The following is a 19,756-nucleotide window of genomic DNA, read 5'->3' as shown; positions in this document are numbered from 1 at the left end:
TGCTTAACTAAAATATAATTTTCATTATTTATGAGCAAACCTTAGCGTGTGGCAAGTATTTTGGGTAGTGATGCTAATAGTTACATTTGATAGCTATGCGGCAAAGATAAACCTAGCCCATACCATGAAACATGAGCATTTTGATCAACTGTTAAGCACACTCGCTGAGCAAAGTGGTTTGACGGTTAATTCTGTGTCGGTTGATCAAAAAGCTCTAAAAGTAAGACTGGTACAAAACACCAGTACCAGCACCTCAACAGACGTTATTATTGTGCCTGCAGATCATTTAGGTCTTGATAAATATGCCAACTACAGTGTTATTCCAAGCTCACTCATTGCTGACACTACAGATAAGCGAACCTTAGACACTGCTAAGCTAAACAATCAGCTCTTGGGTATTCCCATTATTCAAGGTAATCACCTGCTACTTTTTTATAATAAGCAGTACGTTAAAGAGCCAATAGAAAATTGGCAGGATATATATAGCTTTAAATCATCCTTGCCTGAAGAGGTTAAACTAGTTACATGGAGTTTTATGGAGATGTACTGGTTTATTCCGTTTTTATCGGCTTTTAATGGTGATCTAATAGTAGATAATAAAGCTCAGCTAAACACGCCTGCAATGCAATCTGCTCTCAAATTTGTTTGGGATTTAAGTAAACAAAACCTCGTTGACAGACAGTGCGATTACACTTGTTCAAATAACGCATTTAAAGCACAGCAAGCCGCATTTACTATTGATGGTGCATGGGCATTAAAAACTTATGATCAGGCGCTTGGTGATAATTTAGGGATGCAACAGTTACCGAAACTCAATGGTGAGTATATGCAGCCTTATTACTCTACTTTTGTACTGGCGTTTCCAAATGATGGCCTAAATGGTGCAAATAAAGAAAACTTATTCAAATTTGCTAAATTGGTTCAAGCAGAAAAGTTCCAAACAATGATTTGGCAACAGCTCCAAGATATTCCTATCAATACAGAGGTTTTAAATAAGCTAAAAGCACAACAAGGTTCATGGTTATCAACCTTAATTGATGCTATGCAATTCACAAAACCTATGCTATCAACGCCATCTATGATCATTGTATGGGAAGTATTAAATAAAGGTTTTATTCGCTATGGGAGTGGAGCCTTAACTGCTGAGCAAGCGGGGTTATTTATGCAAGGGTTGGCAGAGCGTTCGATTGCCAATGAAGGGGATGAATGAGCAGTCCACGCTTTAGTCGCGCCTTGTTTATCAGTGTTTTACTTCTGGTAATTATACCTTTATTGATACTTGCAGGTTTGATGACAGGGCGTTTCTATTTAAGCTCGATTGATCAGGCAAACACTAGTTTACAGTGGCAAGCCAGAAATAATGCGGCTAGTCTTGAGCAACTATTATTTAAGCTTGAGAAAAACAGCCAATTACTTAGTAGTATCAAGGCGATTACTGAACTGCCTAATAAAGTTGTATACTCACAGTTCGCGCTAGTACAGCTACAGGAGTTTGTCGCCCAAAACCCGCAAATTAAAGCTGCAATTGTTATTGATAACCAAGGGTTTATAGTTGAGGGTTATCCTATTACCTCTTTAAATTTGAACTATAAGCTCACAAAAAGCATTCTCGATAGCGCCCAAACATCGACACAACAGAACACAATTCAAATTATTGATAACCCCCAAGTGAGTGAGTTGTTTGTTCCTGCACAAGCAAAACAAAATGCCTTGTTGGCTATTACATCAACACTGCTCCATGAGCAAGATTCACTGAGCGAGCCAATTATCAAAACGGGCGTATTAGTGTCTTTTGTCCCCTTATCCGAAGCGTTAAAGTGGCTTGCAATACATAATGAGCAGCCAGTTTATCAAGAAGGCAAGCAAGTACAAATCACAGCAGAAAAAAATACTTTGTTTAGTTTGGGTGATGCGGGCGAAAATGGGAAACTAATGGGGCAAGCAACGATTAATAATGTTTACTTCGAAGGCAAACCAACGAACTTACAGTTTCAAATTAACGAAACCAAAACAAGTTACACCAGCGCCGTTAAACAAACAGCCGTATTAGCAGGACTACTAATTTTTGGACTCTCTGTTATTTCATTTATTCTCGTCCGTTGGCTGACTGCGCGACTTCATAACCCGCTGAATCGTATAACTGCCCTTAGCCGCGAGTATGCGTTAGGGAATTACAAACAAAATACTGACGACTTTCACTACCAAGAGTTTAAAGATATTGCTGAGTCGCTAAATAGCATGGCTGAAACCATTGATATTCAAATTACTTCTTTGCAGCTAGAAAAACATCGGGCTGAGCGTTCTGAGCAAGTTAAAAGCCAATTCTTAGCGAATATGAGCCATGAAATACGCACTCCAATGAATGGTATCGTGGGCTTTTTACAGTTACTAAATAAAAGCGAATTAACGCAAGAGCAAGCAGAGTTCGTTAGGCAAATTAATAACTGCAGCGATGTTTTATTGACCGTTATTAATGACATTCTTGATTTTTCAAAAATAGAGGCAAAAAAAATAGAGCTAGAGTCGCGTGAATGTGATTTAGTCGCGCTTTGTCGTGACCTTATTTTATTATTCAAGCCTAGTTGTGATAACAAAGGGATTCGCTGCAATCTAGATGTCCCCTCAATACAATCTTTGCTCGTTGAGTGTGATGAAATACGTGTTAAACAAGTGCTTATTAATTTGCTTTCGAATGCATTTAAGTTCACTAACCAAGGGGAAATTGTACTCTCACTTACTTTGCTAAATAGAGACGAACGCGTCACAGACGTTGAGTTTTCTGTAAAAGATTCAGGAATTGGTATCGCAGAAGATAAAATTAAAGCACTGTTTAATCCATTTGTTCAGGCGCAAAGTAATATCACCCGTGAATATGGCGGTACAGGCCTTGGGCTTGCAATTAGTAAAGGGATGATTGATTTAATGGCAGGGAATATAGCGATAATTAGTGAGCTTGGCAAAGGAACCGAGTTTACGGTTAATGTCAGTTTTAAAACGCTATATCCAGAAGGTGTAAGCGCTAAAGTGGATCAGTTAGATAAAGACTCTCAATTTGATTTTAACTCAGTCGATAAGCCTATATTAATTGCCGAAGATAACCCAATTAACCAAATTGTTATCACTAAGTATTTAACTCAATTAGGTCTAAGTTATGAATTGGCCGAAAATGGACAAATTGCGTGTGAGAAAACCCTAACAAAAGACTACGCACTGATTTTAATGGATATCCAAATGCCGGTGATGGATGGTTTAACTGCCAGTGAAAATTTATTAGCAAGGTCAGGTTTTAATACACCAATTATTGCAGTCAGTGCCAATGCAATGAAAGACGACATCGAAAGAAGTTCAAAAATTGGTATCAGCGACCATATCGCAAAGCCAATTAATTTTACTGAACTGGAAAAAGTACTCGCAAAGTGGCTATCTCAGCAATTGCTGAAATAGCCACTATCAATCAAAAAGTGTTGTTATCTTTTTTCTGAATTAACTCAATCGCATAACCATCTGGGTCTTTAACAAACGCGATTTCAGTTGTGCCGCCTTTAACAGGACCCGGCTCACGACTCACATTACCGCCAGCAGCTTTAATGTCTTCGCAAGCTTTATAAATATCATCAAACTCAATAGCAATATGACCGTATGCATTACCTAAATCATAGCTGTCTGTATCCCAGTTATAAGTAAGCTCAAGCACTGTCGAATCTTTTTCATCACCATAACCGACAAAAGCAAGGGTGTAGCGGTACTCTTCGTTGTCTGCACGACGCAGCTCTTTCATACCTAATACCTGCGTATAAAATTCAATTGATTTGTCTAAATCAGCAACGCGAAGCATTGTGTGTAATAAGCGCATTTTTAGCATCCTCTTTCTTGTCTTTAAATTCGCACAATTCTAATAACGCAGTGTGGTATAAGGCTGCGCGTTAAAATTATCAAAAATGGATTATAAGTTATTTCGATTGCTTGCACAGTAGCATTGAGACAAATCGCAAAGTCCATGCTGTAAAATTAATAACTAAGCTTTGGTATAAAGAAGGTAATGATATGCAGCAATGGGAGAGCTATTGCTGCATAACAATGAGGTATTTGAGATATAAGCGTACGTTTAGCTTTTCACTTTACCTTTCAGTACATAGATTTCGCCATCAAAACTCCCTTGGATTGTCAGACCTTGTCCCGCCAACTCTTTAAGATATTCGATATGCTCATTAGTGATATGTTGCCCCGGGACTAACAGTGGGATACCAGGAGGGTAAGGCGTCACTAATCCGGCACAGATTCGGTTGTTACTTTTACTAATCGGCACAGATTCACGTTCACCATAGAACGCATCACTTGGGATACAAGCCAAGTCTATAGCAGGTAAGTTTTCTGGTAAGCGAGTGCGCCTCATTGTGGTGGCTAGCTTCACTTTACCACTGTCGAGTTTTTTCAGTGCATTGTAAAGACGAATGATCTTTGAGCGTGTACCGCCAAGAGTTAGTAAAACTAAGATAGTACTGTGAGTATACTTTTCAATTTCAAGTCCAATTTCATCTAATAGGAATTTATGAATATCCTTTAATGAATAAGGTAGCTCACTAATATCTATAAGAATTTTTAGCGGGTCGTGGCCCATGTTATCGCCACGAAAATGTGGGAATATATCCATGAAATCTTGCTTATCGAGCACTTTTATATGTTTTAGGGAAGCCATTTGTTGCTTAAATTCTGCAACGTGATTCAGTAGGGCATTCAGTAATTTATAACCTTCCATTTCTAATTGTTTTTGGCATACATCTAGCGAAGCAATGAGCTGATATTTTGGCGAGGTACTGGCGTAAATACTGTAGATCTCACGAAAGAAATCGGCATCAAAATCAGGATCGTTAACATGAATATAAGATGCTTGAGAGAACGCTGAAACCACTTTATGTGCCGAATGGGTAACATAGTCCGCGCCAGCATTAATCGCCGAGTAGTGGCGTAAACTCGGGTGAAAAAGTGAATAAGCAAACCAGGCTTCGTCGATAAACACTTTAATACCGTGCTGATGAGCAAATTCAACCACTTGCTTTAAATCGCTAAGCAGGCCATCGTAAGTACAGCCTGTTAAAACCAATAATTTAGCATCGGTATTTTGTTCAATTGCTTGCTTAATGTCAGCCAGTGACGGTGGTGCGAAGATACCATATTTAGGATTCAAAATACTCGACAAGTAGATAGGTAAACTAGCCGATTGCAAAATGCCATAATGCACTGACTTATGGCAGTTTCGGTCTATTATCACCTTATCGCCTTTACGTAGCAAAGTTTGCAAAATAATTTTATTTGAAGTAGAGGAGCCGTTGGTAACAAAGTAGGTATGTTTTACTTCAAATGTCGCCGCTGCTGATTCTTGAGAGCGGCCTATAGTGTTGGTACTGTCTGACAATGAGCCAAGCGAATCGACAGAAACAGACAAGTCGCCAACAAACACATTACGGCCATAAAACTGATAAAAGTCTTTAATATAGGGAGAATTTCTAAAGCTAGCACCGCCACTGTGCCCAGGTGTGTGCCATGAATCGTTCGATTCACTTACATAACGACGGTAAGCGGTCCAAAATGGGGTTTCTGATCTGTCATCAAAGTCATTGATCATATAGCCCAAGATTGCTTCAGGGTCTGAAATGACCTCGTCTTTAAAAAAGAAAGATTCAATTTCTTCAGACTCGTTGACTATTTCCAAGCCTTTCGTATCGTCACCGATAACATAGACTGGCAGTTCAAGACGGATGCCTTTTAGTTGCTCGATAAAGCGACTATAGGTGCGTTCGCCGTTATTTAATACATCCCAACTAAGCACTACAGCTTGAATATCACCATCTTCCTCTACATAATTCAACGCCTGCTTGAGCTCAATGCACTCAACAATCTCGATATCAACATCAGTACGTTCAAAGTTAGGGATTGTTCTTGCTAGGTTCATTGAAAGCTCTTTTAAGGTGGCAGGATCTTGCTCAATTAATAAGATACGAAGTAAAGGTAACATAGCAACTCTCATAAAAAATTCACATTACTCAACAGCATAACGAAAGGATGGAAGCTTGTGAAATTAATACATTGATATTTTTTGTTTCGATACAGGGTATGCTTTTTTGCGTGTTAATCGCAGATAGTTGAAATTACATGTTCTTACTGTAAAAGTAATCGCTAAAGTAAAAGGTTAATTGAGCACTGAGTGATAAAACCACTCAAGCCAGATACAGCTAAAAATAAAGGCAAGCTTCCAAGGGAGAATAAAACATGGCGTATGTTGCCAATTTCAAAACCGTAGTCATCTCGACATTGTTTGCGTTTTGTACAAACGCGGTCAATGCAGATGAAATTTCAGATTCAAACAACAGTAAAAAGTCGATACCCGAAGCCACAAAATTTGTTACGCAGCATAAAGGCACTTTCAATGGCAAAAAGCTGAAATACAAAGCTGTAGCAGGTGAAACTTATTTATTAAACAAAAACGAAGAGCCAACAGCTGCTATTTTTTCGTTTGATTACATAGCCTCAGACGGCAACAAAAACAGACCTGTTACATTTATCTGGAATGGTGGCCCTGGCTCATCGTCTAATTGGTTACACATGGGGGCTTATGGCCCCAAACGAGTTGTTGTACCAAGCGATGCAACATCTCCTGGAATGGCTCCTTACGAATTAAAAGAAGCGCCTGAGACGATTCTAGATGTGACTGATATGGTGTTTGTGGACCCTGTTGGTACAGGTTACTCACGTGCATTAGGTGACACTGAAAGCAAAGCCTTTTGGGGCTTGAATGAAGATGCATCTTCTATCGCTGATTTTATTGCCCAGTGGCTGACGAAAGAAAATCGCTGGAATGCACCAATATTTTTATTGGGAGAGAGTTATGGTACAACTCGAGCAGCAGCGGTTTCTAAAGTGCTTATGGATAAACACCTGATTAATGTAAATGGCATTATTTTTGTTTCACAAGCTTTAGACTATCAAGGTTCAAGCCCTTATGTTGATGACAACATCATTTCTTACGTCACTTACATACCAACGCTCGCTGCAACCGCTTGGTATCATAAAAAAGTAGACACATCAGGAAATTTTGAAGCATTCATTGATGCTAGCCGAAAATTTGCAGTTGATGAATTACTGCCTGCACTATTTAAGGGTAATGCGCTCAGTAAAGCTGACAGAGCGCTAATTGTTGATGGACTTCACCGTTATACAGGGCTAAGTAAACAATATATTGAACAGGCTGATTTACGCATTAACGCCTTTAGATTTGCAAAAGAATTATTGCGTGATGAGGGCGTTGCCGTTGGCTTTCTTGATGGACGTTATAAGCTTGATGAAAGAGATGATCTAACAGCAGCTCCTAAGCAAGACGCTTCGAAAGTTATAGGGCCGGCATATAAAGCGGCACTGATGAAATACATGCACACAGACTTAAACGTGCAGTGGAAAAGAAAATACTTAAATCCTGGCGACCCTGAGTTATCTGATAATTGGCGCTGGCGAACTGCTCCTGACGGACAAGGTTGGGAGCCAAAATACGTCAACACAGCACCGGATCTATCTTATGTTCTTCGTAGTAACCCACAGATGAAAGTGATGGTTGCCTCTGGATATTACGATATTGTTACCCCATTTTTTGATGCTGAATACACTTTAAATAGACACGGTATATACGCTGATAAAATTGACTATCACTATTATCACGGCGGTCACATGATGTATGTTCACGAACCAGCAAGAGTGTCGCTTTTAAGAGATACGCGAGAATTTATTAAAAAGCAGGTGAGCCAAAATCCTCGATAATTGCCTAGTACATTGTGTCAAACCCTGTGTTTGGCACAATGTGCAAAATGAGCTTGCATGGGGATAGAAAAAGAAGAAGTGGGGAACATCACCTTTAGATTATTTGCTTTCGAGTAGACTTCAACTACTCAGTCTTTTCTTTAAACTCACACAAATCTTCAATATTACAACTGCCGCATTTAGGCTTACGAGCAGTACATACATAGCGGCCATGCAGGATTAACAAGTTTAGGTACCACTTCTTCTAGTTTTTGTTCTACAGCAAGCACATCTTTACCCATGGCAAACTTAGTGCGGTTAGAAACGCGGAAAAAATGCGTATCAACAGCAATTGTCGGCCAGCCGAAGTATACTGAAAGTAGATTTAGATGATTGCGCTAAAATAGGCTGCTTTGAGAGGCCAATGGCCGTTGTTAACGATTAAGTTGTCTAGTCTATTTGTTTGATAATCTTAGATACTTCAGTGTTTGGTTGATTAAAAATCGATTCTTTCGATTCCTGTATAGAAAGTAATGTGATCAATTTGTTAATTATTTAGTAACCTATCGCTGTTTTATCGTTATAATGATAGTGACTTAATAGGTGAGTGAATGTGAGCATCATTTTTATAATTTTAGTTTTGACACTGTTGTTTACCTTTATAAAAATTAGACAGTATCAAATAGAAGTGCGTGCTGCTAGGTTCGATAAACAGCGTGCTGACATCGTTAATAAAATAGCAAAATGTATCAGCTCTGAATTAGCGCCGAATCAAATAATAACCATTGCGCTAAAGGATATAGCCCAATATTTCCCTATGTATCGTGTATCCTATTCTACTATTTCACCTCAAGGGATTTTATCCGTACATAGCTGTATACCCACTGAAAACTCACCCTCTATCGAAGGCATAGAAGCTGATTTAACTATTGCTCCGCAATACCTCGCAGCGCTAAAAAAACAAAAAATATTGGCGATTGATGATGTCGAAACCAACTCACTTATAGCGCCATTAAAAGACGCTATGATAGAAGGAAAGACCAGAGCTGTACTGGATGCTCCTATCAATGTAAAAAATAATGTCGTCGGTTTATTTTGCTTGGACAGTGCATCAACTCAACACTGGTCGGCCAGTGAAATTGAAATAATAAAAGAAGTTACTTCTTACATTGAAATTGCAATTCGCCAAGCGAACTATGTGATTGATATTGAGCAAATGGCAGCCAAATTAAAAAAATATAATCATAGTCTTGAAGAGCAGGTTAAAGCCCGTACGGCAGAGATCGAAATAGCCAAGAAAAAAGCTGAAACACTTGCCTTAACGGACGAATTAACACAGCTTCCTAATCGCAGAGCTTTTTATCAAATGGCTGAATGTCAGCATTCACAAGCTGTTCGTTATTGTCATTCGTATTGTGTAATGATGTTTGATATCGATAACTTTAAGTCTATTAACGATACCTTCGGTCACGCTGCTGGTGACAAGGTGCTCTGTTCACTTGCAGGTTTAGTGCGAAAAATTATAAGAAAGTCCGATGTCATCGGGAGAATAGGCGGCGAAGAGTTTGCGATGATGCTACCTGAAACTGAAATAGAAGAGGCAAAAGACATGGCTGAACGTCTGAGAGCACATGTAGAACAATGCCAAGTAAAATTTGAGCAACAAACTATTCGTTTTACCTTATCAATAGGTGTCGCCCAGCAGCCAGATTATAAACAAAGTTTTGACTCTATTTTAGCTCAAGCAGATACTGTGCTTTACCAAGCTAAAGCCTCAGGTCGAAATAAGGTAAACTGTACTGCCTGAAGAAATATTGTGGCTGCGTTTTTCGAATAACCGAGAGTGAGCTGCATCTACTTTTTATGAAGAGAAGGTTTCATGTAGAAGTACTGTGCTTATTGAGGGGGGTTATCACGTCAGGGGTGATTGTATGCCCATCACTTACTTACCGAAGCTGCCCCTTAATGGTTGGTCTAAAGATGCTGACTGACTTTGAGTAATACAACAATGAAGTCTTTGATTACTCAGTTTTATCCTTAAACTCACACAAGTCTTCAATAATACAACTGCCGCATTTGGGTTTACGTGCAGTACATACATAACGACCATGTAAAATGAGCCAGTGGTGCACATCGACTTTAAATTCTTTAGGTACTACTTTTTCTAATTTTTGTTCTACAGCAACTACATCTTTACCCATGGCAAACTTAGTGCGGTTAGAAACGCGGAAAATATGCGTGTCTACAGCAATGGTCGGCCAGCCAAAGGCACAGTTTAAAACAACATTCGCGGTCTTTCTGCCAACACCCGGTAATGCTTCGAGTGCTTCACGATTCTCTGGTACTTCTGAGTTATGTTTATTGACCAGAATCTCACACATTTTATAGACATTATTAGCTTTAGAATTAAACAAACCAATGGTCTTAATGTAATCACGAAGGCCTTCAAGGCCCAAATCAAGAATCGCTTGAGGCGTGTTAGCAACAGGGAAAAGCTTACGTGTGGCTTTATTAACCCCCACATCTGTAGCTTGTGCAGATAAGGTAACAGCAACTAATAATTCAAACGGGCTTGAATATTCAAGCTCTGTTTCTGGGTGCGGATTTTGTTCACGAAGACGAGATAAGATCTCGTAGCGTTTTTCTTTATTCATGGTGGCGTAAAGCACGCAGTGACGGTGCGCGCTCTCCTTTAAGTTAAACTCGTTACTCGGGCTCTTGGGCCTTTTTCTACTTCTGGAGTAACAACTTGCTTAGATTTTATTTGTGTATCAATGACATTTTTTGCAGCAATCAATAAACCAAGTCCCAAAAAGGCACCCGGAGGTAAGATAGCTAATAAAAATTGGTTATCAAAACTGAATACTTCAATACGAAGTGAAGCAGCCCACGGCCCTAATAGTAAATCGGCGCCATCAAATAGCGTACCTTGGCCAATAAGCTCTCGCATCGCCCCTAATACCACTAAAACTAGCATAAAACCAAGACCCATCATCAGTCCGTCAAAGGCTGAAAGTGGCACGGTATTTTTAGAGGCGAATGCTTCTGCGCGACCGATAATGGCACAGTTAGTAACAATAAGCGGAATAAAAATCCCCAGTGATTGGTAAAGCCCAAATGTATAGGCATTCATCATCAGCTGCACAATGGTTACAAAGCCTGCGATGATCATCACAAAAACAGGGATACGAATATCTTTAGGCACCCAGTTACGTACTATCGATACGGTTACGTTAGAGCCAACCAGTACCAATAAAGTCGCTAATCCAAGGCCTAACGCATTGGTAATCGTTGATGTAACGGCAAGTAGCGGGCACAAGCCTAATAACTGAACAAGGGCAGGGTTATTGGCCCACATACCATCTTTAAACAAGGTTCTAACTTGGCTCATTACTTGGCTCCTTGACAGATGTTTGGTGCAGCAAACAGATTATCAAATTCAGCTTGGGCAAAAAGTACCGCTTGTTTAACTGAGCCGACAACAGCACGGGGTGTGATCGTAGCACCGGTGAATTGATCAAACTGGCCGCCATCTTTTTTAACCGCCCAGCGGTTGTCATCTTCACCCAGTACATTTTGGCCTTTGAAAAGGGTGATCCAGTCAGACTTCTTGATCTCGACTTTATCGCCAAGACCCGGCGTTTCTTCGTGTTTAGTCACACGGACACCGGCTATTTCGCCATTGGCAAAAACTGCTGTTAATAAGTTGATATCGCCGCTATAACCACTTGGTGTTACATGGCGCATCACTAAAGCATAAGGCTTATTGTCTTTGTAGGCGCGGTAAATAACTTGCTCTGGGCGTGGACCTAAGCGCTCATCGGTGATCACAACACAATCTTTATAGAGCTGATTGTCGTAATGATGAGCATCAAGTACTTGTTGCAGTTGTTCTGCAAGTTGTTGCTTTTCTTGCTCTTCAATACGCTCAGCAGTCAAGTTATGAGTAAGGGCTACAGTGCCTGTGGTAATGAGCGCAAACGCAGTAAGAATAGCACCATTTTTAGTCATTGAGGAAAGGATCATTATTTCACCCCATGGCCGTAAGTTCGTGGTTGCGTGTAGTAATCAATTAAAGGCACCGCCATATTTAACAGCAATACACTAAATGCCACTGCATCAGGGTAACCACCAAAAGTACGAATTAAGTAAACAAGCAAACCAATTAACGCGCCGTAGATTAAACGCCCTTTATTAGTTGTTGATGCAGAAACAGGATCCGTGGCAATGAAAAATGCCCCTAACATAGTCGCACCACTGAATAAGTGAAATACCACACCTGGTTCTGTGCCAGGGGCGGCGATATAACCTATACCACTGCACACGGCTATCGAGGCTAAAAAGCTAACAGGGATATGCCAATTAATGATTTTAGCTTTTAATAAATAAAGACCACCGATTAAAAAGCCGAGGTTAACCCAGCCCCAGCCAAGACCAAACCAGTCGTTAAAAATTGGTTTACTCATGCTTTCAGCCACCGTTAGGTGATGGGCGACATCTGTTTTAACGGTATCAAGCGGTGTTGCCATAGTTGTGCCATCAATTGCTACACGTAATTGATCGACACTAAACCCAGCGCTGGTAAAGCCATTGAAAATAACAGACAGCTGTTGTGAGAAGCTAATCGGAGATGCAAGTAAATCACTCACAGGTAACCAACTAGTCATTTGCACCGGAAACGATACAAGTAGTAATACATAAGCCGCCATAGCAGGGTTAAATAAATTAAAGCCAAGGCCGCCATAAAGTTGTTTTACAATAACAATTGCAAACATACAGCCAATTACGATAATCCACCAAGGCGCTAAAGGTGGAATACTCAACGCCAGTAATACGCCCGTTAACCAAGCACTGCCATCACTGAGTGTTGGCCAAACTTTGCGCTTACGAAGCAGCAATACAGCGGCTTCACAGGCGCTTACTGTTATAAGTGCGAGAATAAGCTGAATTAAAACGGCTGTGCCAAAAAAGTACACTTGGGCAATTAAGCCAGGAATACACGCAGCAATCACCGTCATCATTAATCGACTTAATGATTTATGGCTATGATTATGCGGCGAACTCGCCATGGTTAGTTTCATGACTTATCGTTTCCTTCTTGTTGTAACTTTTTAGCTTTAGCTTTTGCAATTGCACGGGCGACTGCTGCTTTTTTCTTATCTTCGCTAGACTCAGGTTCATCAGATTGCGGTTTGGCATCTGCCTCATCACTTGAATCATTTATTTGCTCTGAATAATTGTCACTCTGCGCTTGCTCTTTAGCGGCTTTTTTCGCTTTGGCGCGAGCGATAGCTGCAGCAACGACGGCTTTTTTCTTATCTTCGCTAGACTCAGGTTCATCAGATTGCGGTTTGGCATCTGCCTCATCACTTGAATCATTTATTTGCTCTGAATAATCGTCACTCTGCGCTTGCTCTTTAGCGGCTTTTTTCGCTTTAGCGCGAGCGATAGCTGCAGCAACGGCGGCTTTTTTCTTGTCTTCGCTAGATTCAGGAGCGTCAGCTTGTGGCAGGGCATCAATCTCATCACCTGAATCATTTATTTGCTTTGAAAAATCGTCACTCTGCGCTTGCTCTTTAGCGGCTTTTTTCGCTTTAGCTCGAGCTATGGCTGCAGCAACAGCGGCTTTCTTATCATCAACTGGTGCGCCATCTTCTTCAGCTTCAGTTTGGTTTTTAGCAGATTGCGCGGCTTTTTTCGCTTTAGCGCGAGCTATGGCTGCAGCAACGGCAGCCTTTTTGTCATCAACTGGTGCGCTATCTTCTTCAGCTTCAGTTTGGTTTTCAGCAGCTTGAGCGGCTTTCTTCGCCTTTGCACGAGCGATAGTAGCTGCAACAGCGGCTTTTTTGTCATCAACTGGTGCGCTATCAGCTTCAGCCTCAGTTTTATTTTCAGCGGCTTGCGCGGCTTTCTTCGCCTTTGCACGAGCGATAGCAGCTGCAACAGCTGCTTTTTTGTCATCTTTTGGTGCTGAGTCTACTTCTGCGTTATCTTCTTTAGCTTGCGCGGCCTTTTTCGCTTTAGCGCGGGCAATAGCGGCAGCAACAGCAGACTTTTTATCGTCTTTATCGACGCCTTCTTCACCTTGCTCTAGTGCTTTTTGCTCTTTATATTTACGTGCTTGTTCTTTACGCGCAGCACGCTCTTTAGCTATTTCAGAGTTATCAGGCTCAAGCTCTGCACCCTGCTTTTTCGCTTTAGCACGCGCGATAGCAGCAGCGACAGCTGATTTACTCTCTTTGTCATCAGATTTAGTTTTAACTCGTGCTAGTGCATCGGCCACTTTTTGTTTTTCGCTATCTGACTTAGCAGCTGGCTTACGTTTGTGGCGGTTTTGACGTTCTTCTTGTTCGCGCTCTAAACGTTCTTTACGTGCTTCAAAACGCTCCTTTGCACGCTCTGCTTTGATTTGCTCTGCTTGCTGCTCTTTGATTTCAGCTTTAGCAACACGATAGTACTGAACGAGTGGGATTTCGCTTGGGCAAACATAAGCACAGGCGCCACATTCAATACAATCGAATAAATTGTGCTCGTTGAGTTTGTCGTATTCTTTAGACTTAGCAAACCATTGTAATTGCTGCGGTAACAATGAAGCAGGGCAGGCGTCAGCACAGGCACTACAACGAATACAGGCTTTTTCCTCACCCGGCTCAGCAAGTTCTTGGTGATCTGGCGCTAAAATACAGTTTGTCGTTTTAACGACACCAATTCGCACTGTTGGTAGAGTAAAGCCCATCATCGGGCCGCCCATTACAACACGTTGTTGTGGTACTGGTGAAAAACCTTGGCAATCTAATAAATGTTTAATTTCAGTGCCCAGTAAAGCCCACACGTTACCCTGTTTATGAATGGTGTTACCAGTTACAGTCACCACACGCTCAATCAGAGGTTTACCCTCATGCACAGCTTGATTTACTGCAAACAAGGTACCGACATTTTGCACTAACATACCAATATCAGCTGGAATACTGCCACTCGGGACTTCTTTGCCAGTTAGCAATTTAATCAGTTGTTTTTCACCGCCAGAAGGGTAAACCGTTGGCACTGTTTGTACCATTATGCTGTCGTTATGTTCAGCTGCTTTTTTCATAGCAGCAATGGCTTCTGGCTTATTATCTTCAATACCAATAATTGTGAGCTGCGGGTTTAACAGCTGCTGCATTAATTCAATGCCCGCGATAATACCATCAGCATGTTCGCGCATTAGCATGTCATCAGCGGTGATATATGGCTCACATTCGACGGCATTGACAATTAAAAACTCAATGTCTTTACGTATATCTGCTTTGACATAAGTAGGGAAGCCAGCGCCGCCCATACCTGAAATACCGCTTTGATGAATAATATCCACAAGTTCATCATGCGAAAGTGCTTTGGTATCAGACACAGACCGAAGCTCGCACCATTTATCTTCACCATCAGGTTCAATGATAACGCTAAGTTCTGGCAGCGCTGATGGGTGAGCAGATGGCATTGGGCAAATATCGCTGATCAGCCCAGATGTTGGTGCGTGTACTGGCACTGACCAATTCCCGCTTGGTTTCGTTAATGCTTGGCCTTTAAGTACCTGTTGGCCTTTTTCAACAATGAGTTTGCCGTTAGCGCCAATATGTTGTTTTAGTGATACAACAAGTTTGTCAGGTAGAGGTAGTCTTACGATTGCTTGCTTAGTTGATTGCTGCTTTTGACCCGGTGGGTGAATACCTCCAGGAAATGGCCACACTTTACCTTGTTTAATTTGATCTATTAGCTTTTCCATCTGTGCTCCTAATCTACCTGAGTCACAGGGATTGCGTTTAATTGCCATTTCCAGGTTTGTTTAGTTTCTTTTACGGGCAACATATCAATACAGTCTACAGGGCAGGGTTCTACACATAAGTCACAACCGGTACATTCATCAATTAACACGGTATGCATTTGACGCGTTGCACCGACAATGGCATCAACAGGGCAGGCTTGAATACATTTGGTACAGCCAATACATTCATCTTCACGAATATAGGCGACTGTTTTAATCGGATCAGCTTGCTCACCGCCTGCAAGTGGTTTTGCTTCAACACCCATTAAATCAGCTAATTTTTTTACAGTTGCTTCGCCGCCTGGTGGGCATTTATTTATTTCATCGCCGTTAGCAATCGCTTCAGCATATGGGCGACAGCCAGGGTAACCACATTGGCCACATTGTGTTTGCGGTAAAATGGTATCAATTTGGTCAACTATAGGGTTGCTCTCTACGCGAAAACGCACGGCAGCGAAACCTAAAATTAAACCAAATATTAGCGCTAATGAACCTAACGCTATCAAAGCATAAAACAAGGTCATATTAAAACTTCACTAATCCTGTAAAACCCATAAAGGCCATCGACATAAGGCCTGCAGTGATCATCGCAATAGAAGCACCTTTGAAAGGAGCAGGGACATCAGCCGCAGCTAAGCGTTCACGTAATGCAGCAAACAGTATTAACACCATAGAAAAGCCCACTGCGGCACCAAAGCCGTAAACAGCGGATTGCAAGAATGAGTGATCTTCTTTGATATTAAGTAGGGCAACGCCTAATACAGCACAGTTAGTGGTGATAAGCGGTAAGAAAATCCCTAATAAGCGATAAAGTGTCGGGCTGGTTTTTCTAACCACCATTTCAGTAAATTGCACGACAACAGCGATAACCAAAATAAAGCTCATGGTACGCAAAAACTCGATATCCAGCGGGATCAAAATATAATGATTTACTAGATAACTAGTCACGGAGGCAAGTGTAAGTACAAAGGTTGTGGCTAAGGACATACCAATCGCGGTATCTAACTTACCCGACACGCCCATAAATGGGCATAAACCTAAGAATTGAACTAAAACGAAGTTGTTGACTAGCACGGTGCCAATCAATAACAAGACATACTCTGTCATGCGTGCCTCACGAGAATAAAAACGACCCTATTATCCTTTTTTCTGGGGGCTGACACAACACATGAGGGACGAATAGATAAAATTAGCAAAGCTGTTTACGATTAAAGTGTTAAAGCTAAGTTAATAGATAGAATAGGCCCAAAAACAGTAAGGTTTTTTGGGCCTTTAATAGGGGGTTAAATGTCTTTTGGTTTTTCGATGTAATAGCCTTGCACACCATCAAGACACAGAGTTTCAATGATATGCTTTTCTTCTTGGCTCTCTACACCTTCAGCAAATACACTCACTCCAATACGGTGGGCAAGATCAACCATTAAGCGCATAAAATATTGATTATTTTTATCTTCTTCAAGGCCGCGGGTATAACTTGCATCCATTTTGATGAAATCAGGTTTTAAATCTCTAAAGAATTTAAATGACGTTAAACCAACACCAAAACGCTCTACAGTGATACGCGCACCGACACGATGCACCATATCGATAAAGCGCTTACTTGCTTTAATATTTTGTTGCAAGCCAAACTCGCTCACTTCAAATATAAGCTTAGAGGCGATATTACTGTCTTTTAGTAGGCGGCGCTCAAGCCAGATCACAAATTGATCATTATGGGCGCTTGATGCGGTAACATTGATTCCAAAGAATTTCTCAGAAAAATTACGGGTTTTAATTTTTTCTAAGCTGGTGTCAATGATTAAGCGGTCAATTTCCATAGCCATTTCTAGCTTTTCGGTCATAGCAAGAAAAGAGGCAGTTGGTAGCATTTGATTTTCTGCGGTTTTGAAACGAACCTGAATCTCTGCATAGGCCTTCACACTTTTACCAATTGGCATAATGTTTTGCATGACCAAGTGAACACGTTTGGTTTCGATCACTTCGTTAATCACTTTACGCCAGTTTTGGTTACCAAAACCAGCGCTAGCATTATTTACAAGGTCAGTCTCGCGTTGAACATGCCATGCGTTAGCTTGCTTTGATTGCGCCATACTCATCGCATTATCAACAATAGATAATAACTCTCCTAAAGGTTTACCTTTTTCGTAACCGACAATACCTGTGTTCGCGACTGAGCTTAATTCTTGATTTTGTTGATACTGAGTAAATCGAGACTGTAAGTTATCACCAAAACGTTCCGCTTCTTTTAGTGGGGTATTGGGCAACACAACTGCAAAGTCTGAGCTGTTTAAACGAAACACTTGGCTACCAGTATAAGTACCACTGATATGTTTAATTATATCGGCCACGCTTTTAACATAATCATCACCTTTTTGGTAACCACGAGTTTGGTTGATGGCTTGCAGCTCGCTACAGCGAACCATCGCAAGTGAACCAAAAGTACTTTTTTCTGCGTTTTCGATATTCTTTTCGTAGTACTCAACAAACATATTACGGTTGCCAAGGTTAGTCACTACATCTTTATAAGCTTCTTTTTTGATGTTCAGCGCATTGTTTTGAATATCGTCGTGTTTAGTTTGTAAAAAGTGAGAAAGGCGGTTGAATGAAGGGATTAAATCTTTGCTTAACTTTTTTAGGCTAGTTGTATCAATTGATTGTTCTAGGTCATCATCAATTTGGTTTTGATTAATATAAATATCAACTATATCTGCAACTGTAGTGCTAATTTTACGATTAAGGCGGCGGAACATGCTCTTCATATAGATAATAGGAAGTAGGGCAATCAAGCCTGAAATTAAAATAACAACAAATAGAGCCTGTTGTAATAAGCTTGCGAGATTATGCGCATTAATTGTGAATTCAACCTTTATATCAGATGCTTGGTTAACGGCAAATTGAGGGCGAATTGAGTTAAACGTAGCATTTACAATTTCAGCAAATATGGGTAGGGGTTGACTTGATTCAACTGAGCTAACTACTTGGCCCGCTTGATCACGGATCACAAACTTAGAAAAAGTACTGCCATCGGCAAGCGCGTGTTTAATTTTTTCTGGTGCTAGTTCATCTAATGTCTGAGTATTTATATAAGCACTAACGACATTTTGTGCTTTTTGCTGAGCATCACTGACAGCACTGTCGAAACTAAGGGCAATAAAATAACCACCTAATAAAGCAAAAAGCAGCCAAGATATGAGTTGTATAAATATAAGTTTTTTAAAGCCAGCCATGTTCTTATCTTATAAAAGCCTAACGGAAGGAATCAATTCCTTGATTGATCGCTTTAATTACAGTCATTACATTCTATCGTAAAAAATAGAAAAAACTTTAGAAATAACTTTAATGTAGGGTAGATTATAAGCGCTTTAAAGTCTAATACAATCGAAGAATAGTAGTAGATAAACCTGATTATTTTCTGTGAGTTGGCTCCCCCTCCCCGACTCGAACGGGGGACCTGCGGATTAACAGTCCGTCGCTCTAACCAACTGAGCTAAGGGGGAACTAAATAGAGTAGTAGGGTGCTATGATTTGGCTCCCCCTCCCCGACTCGAACGGGGGACCTGCGGATTAACAGTCCGTCGCTCTAACCAACTGAGCTAAGGGGGAACAATCATATTCATAAACTTGGCTCCCCCTCCCCGACTCGAACGGGGGACCTGCGGATTAACAGTCCGTCGCTCTAACCAACTGAGCTAAGGGGGAATCGTTTATGATTGAAAAACTTGGCTCCCCCTCCCCGACTCGAACGGGGGACCTGCGGATTAACAGTCCGTCGCTCTAACCAACTGAGCTAAGGGGGAAGCGTCATGCCTTTCAACGGGGCGAAATATTAATGACAGCATTGCAAAGTGTCAACATAAAAACTTCATAAATTCAAAAAAGAAGCTTATTCGATGTTTTTATGTTCGATCTGCGCAAAATGTAGCTGAAAACCACTGCATTTTTTAGCTTGTAGTAGGGGACCTATGTCGAAAGCTTTTATTTTTTGCATGCTTTTTAAACAGAAGCATCATTTTAAAAGTATAAAAAAGTTTCTTTGCTTAGATATTCTTTACCAAGTTGAGTAAATCATCATTTATCCAATGTTTTATTCTAACTATGAAAATCAGATCTAATTCTTTTTGTTTGAAGTTCTCCGAGCGTAATTTTTTCTTTGTATTTACTGTGTAGGACTAG

At 40.8% G+C, this 19,756-nt stretch carries 14 protein-coding genes, 4 tRNA genes and 1 pseudogene; 4 read left to right on the top strand and 15 right to left on the bottom strand.

The annotated features are described in order from the left end of the window. Positions 1 to 70 precede the first annotated feature (70 nt). Both EVU92_RS14785 and EVU92_RS14780 read left to right on the top strand, forming a co-directional pair. Positions 71 to 1,210, top strand: a complete 1,140-nt coding sequence (locus tag EVU92_RS14785; protein WP_130051856.1) for an extracellular solute-binding protein — start codon at positions 71 to 73, stop codon at positions 1,208 to 1,210. Then, entirely contained in the window at positions 1,207 to 3,444 is a 2,238-nt protein-coding gene (locus EVU92_RS14780; RefSeq protein WP_130051855.1) for an ATP-binding protein, read from the top strand. The genes EVU92_RS14785 and EVU92_RS14780 overlap by 4 nt, the downstream gene beginning before the upstream one ends. Before the next feature lie 10 nt (positions 3,445 to 3,454). On the opposite strand, the gene gloA is transcribed toward EVU92_RS14780, so the two are convergent. After that, positions 3,455 to 3,853 carry a lactoylglutathione lyase gene (gloA, locus tag EVU92_RS14775; RefSeq protein ID WP_054553771.1) on the bottom strand — a complete coding sequence of 133 codons (399 nt, stop codon included), beginning with the start codon at positions 3,851 to 3,853 and terminating at the stop codon, positions 3,455 to 3,457. A 252-nt stretch (positions 3,854 to 4,105) separates the two neighbouring features. Beyond that, complete coding sequence (locus EVU92_RS14770; RefSeq protein WP_130051854.1) at positions 4,106 to 6,013, bottom strand: aminotransferase class V-fold PLP-dependent enzyme; 1,908 nt, start codon at positions 6,011 to 6,013, stop codon at positions 4,106 to 4,108. Between the two features lie 254 nt (positions 6,014 to 6,267). Between EVU92_RS14770 and EVU92_RS14765 the strand changes: the two genes are divergently transcribed. Next, entirely contained in the window at positions 6,268 to 7,806 is a 1,539-nt protein-coding gene (locus tag EVU92_RS14765; RefSeq protein WP_130051853.1) for a serine carboxypeptidase, read from the top strand. Between the two features lie 124 nt (positions 7,807 to 7,930). Here the strand turns inward: EVU92_RS14765 and EVU92_RS14760 are convergent. Beyond that, a pseudogene (locus EVU92_RS14760) lies at positions 7,931 to 8,168 on the bottom strand (endonuclease III); the annotation flags it as partial. A gap of 230 nt (positions 8,169 to 8,398) precedes the next feature. On the opposite strand from EVU92_RS14760, the gene EVU92_RS14755 reads away from it, so the two are divergent. Next, positions 8,399 to 9,592: a sensor domain-containing diguanylate cyclase gene (locus tag EVU92_RS14755; RefSeq protein WP_130051852.1), complete on the top strand. Its 1,194-nt coding sequence runs from the start codon at positions 8,399 to 8,401 to the stop codon at positions 9,590 to 9,592. Between the two features lie 214 nt (positions 9,593 to 9,806). Here EVU92_RS14755 and nth read toward each other — a convergent pair whose 3' ends face one another. From nth to EVU92_RS14695, 12 genes are all read right to left on the bottom strand, one after another. Beyond that, positions 9,807 to 10,439: an endonuclease III gene (gene nth / locus EVU92_RS14750; RefSeq protein WP_130051851.1), complete on the bottom strand. Its 633-nt coding sequence runs from the start codon at positions 10,437 to 10,439 to the stop codon at positions 9,807 to 9,809. Positions 10,440 to 10,477: 38 nt separating this feature from the next. Further along, positions 10,478 to 11,176 carry an electron transport complex subunit E gene (locus tag EVU92_RS14745; protein WP_130051850.1) on the bottom strand — a complete coding sequence of 233 codons (699 nt, stop codon included), beginning with the start codon at positions 11,174 to 11,176 and terminating at the stop codon, positions 10,478 to 10,480. Further along, complete coding sequence (gene rsxG, locus EVU92_RS14740) at positions 11,176 to 11,811, bottom strand: electron transport complex subunit RsxG (RefSeq protein WP_130051849.1); 636 nt, start codon at positions 11,809 to 11,811, stop codon at positions 11,176 to 11,178. The genes EVU92_RS14745 and rsxG overlap by 1 nt, the downstream gene beginning before the upstream one ends. Continuing rightward, positions 11,811 to 12,866, bottom strand: a complete 1,056-nt coding sequence (gene rsxD, locus EVU92_RS14735; RefSeq protein WP_130051848.1) for an electron transport complex subunit RsxD — start codon at positions 12,864 to 12,866, stop codon at positions 11,811 to 11,813. Before rsxD ends, rsxG begins: the two co-directional genes overlap by 1 nt. Beyond that, positions 12,863 to 15,544, bottom strand: a complete 2,682-nt coding sequence (rsxC, locus tag EVU92_RS14730) for an electron transport complex subunit RsxC (protein ID WP_130051847.1) — start codon at positions 15,542 to 15,544, stop codon at positions 12,863 to 12,865. Before rsxC ends, rsxD begins: the two co-directional genes overlap by 4 nt. 8 nt (positions 15,545 to 15,552) lie before the next feature. Then, positions 15,553 to 16,107 (bottom strand): electron transport complex subunit RsxB, encoded by a 555-nt coding sequence (gene rsxB / locus EVU92_RS14725; RefSeq protein ID WP_054553690.1) that lies wholly within the window; start codon positions 16,105 to 16,107, stop codon positions 15,553 to 15,555. A 1-nt stretch (position 16,108) separates the two neighbouring features. After that, positions 16,109 to 16,690 (bottom strand): electron transport complex subunit RsxA, encoded by a 582-nt coding sequence (gene rsxA / locus EVU92_RS14720; RefSeq protein WP_054553689.1) that lies wholly within the window; start codon positions 16,688 to 16,690, stop codon positions 16,109 to 16,111. Positions 16,691 to 16,866: 176 nt separating this feature from the next. Continuing rightward, positions 16,867 to 18,810: a GGDEF domain-containing protein gene (locus tag EVU92_RS14715; protein ID WP_130051846.1), complete on the bottom strand. Its 1,944-nt coding sequence runs from the start codon at positions 18,808 to 18,810 to the stop codon at positions 16,867 to 16,869. A 193-nt stretch (positions 18,811 to 19,003) separates the two neighbouring features. Continuing rightward, a tRNA-Asn gene (locus tag EVU92_RS14710) sits at positions 19,004 to 19,080 on the bottom strand. Between the two features lie 29 nt (positions 19,081 to 19,109). Beyond that, a tRNA-Asn gene (locus EVU92_RS14705) sits at positions 19,110 to 19,186 on the bottom strand. A gap of 19 nt (positions 19,187 to 19,205) precedes the next feature. After that, positions 19,206 to 19,282, bottom strand: a tRNA-Asn gene (locus EVU92_RS14700). A 21-nt stretch (positions 19,283 to 19,303) separates the two neighbouring features. Next, positions 19,304 to 19,380: transfer RNA gene (locus EVU92_RS14695), tRNA-Asn, on the bottom strand. Positions 19,381 to 19,756: the final 376 nt, after the last annotated feature.

The sequence above is a fragment of the Pseudoalteromonas sp. MEBiC 03485 genome, from assembly GCF_004195145.1.
In the GTDB taxonomy this organism is placed as follows: domain Bacteria; phylum Pseudomonadota; class Gammaproteobacteria; order Enterobacterales; family Alteromonadaceae; genus Pseudoalteromonas; species Pseudoalteromonas apostichopi.
This window is presented reverse-complemented; position numbering and strand designations above follow the sequence as displayed.

What these genes read in the sequence shown, in the direction of transcription:
- EVU92_RS14785 (WP_130051856.1), top strand. Translation starts at nt 71, where the DNA reads ATGCTAATAGTTACATTTGATAGCTATGCGGCAAAGATAAACCTAGCC.
- EVU92_RS14780 (WP_130051855.1), top strand. Translation starts at nt 1,207, where the DNA reads ATGAGCAGTCCACGCTTTAGTCGCGCCTTGTTTATCAGTGTTTTACTT.
- gloA (WP_054553771.1), bottom strand. Translation starts at nt 3,853, where the DNA reads ATGCGCTTATTACACACAATGCTTCGCGTTGCTGATTTAGACAAATCA.
- EVU92_RS14770 (WP_130051854.1), bottom strand. Translation starts at nt 6,013, where the DNA reads ATGTTACCTTTACTTCGTATCTTATTAATTGAGCAAGATCCTGCCACC.
- EVU92_RS14765 (WP_130051853.1), top strand. Translation starts at nt 6,268, where the DNA reads ATGGCGTATGTTGCCAATTTCAAAACCGTAGTCATCTCGACATTGTTT.
- nth (WP_130051851.1), bottom strand. Translation starts at nt 10,439, where the DNA reads ATGAATAAAGAAAAACGCTACGAGATCTTATCTCGTCTTCGTGAACAA.
- EVU92_RS14745 (WP_130051850.1), bottom strand. Translation starts at nt 11,176, where the DNA reads ATGAGCCAAGTTAGAACCTTGTTTAAAGATGGTATGTGGGCCAATAAC.
- rsxG (WP_130051849.1), bottom strand. Translation starts at nt 11,811, where the DNA reads ATGATCCTTTCCTCAATGACTAAAAATGGTGCTATTCTTACTGCGTTT.
- rsxD (WP_130051848.1), bottom strand. Translation starts at nt 12,866, where the DNA reads ATGAAACTAACCATGGCGAGTTCGCCGCATAATCATAGCCATAAATCA.
- rsxC (WP_130051847.1), bottom strand. Translation starts at nt 15,544, where the DNA reads ATGGAAAAGCTAATAGATCAAATTAAACAAGGTAAAGTGTGGCCATTT.
- rsxB (WP_054553690.1), bottom strand. Translation starts at nt 16,107, where the DNA reads ATGACCTTGTTTTATGCTTTGATAGCGTTAGGTTCATTAGCGCTAATA.
- rsxA (WP_054553689.1), bottom strand. Translation starts at nt 16,690, where the DNA reads ATGACAGAGTATGTCTTGTTATTGATTGGCACCGTGCTAGTCAACAAC.
- EVU92_RS14715 (WP_130051846.1), bottom strand. Translation starts at nt 18,810, where the DNA reads ATGGCTGGCTTTAAAAAACTTATATTTATACAACTCATATCTTGGCTG.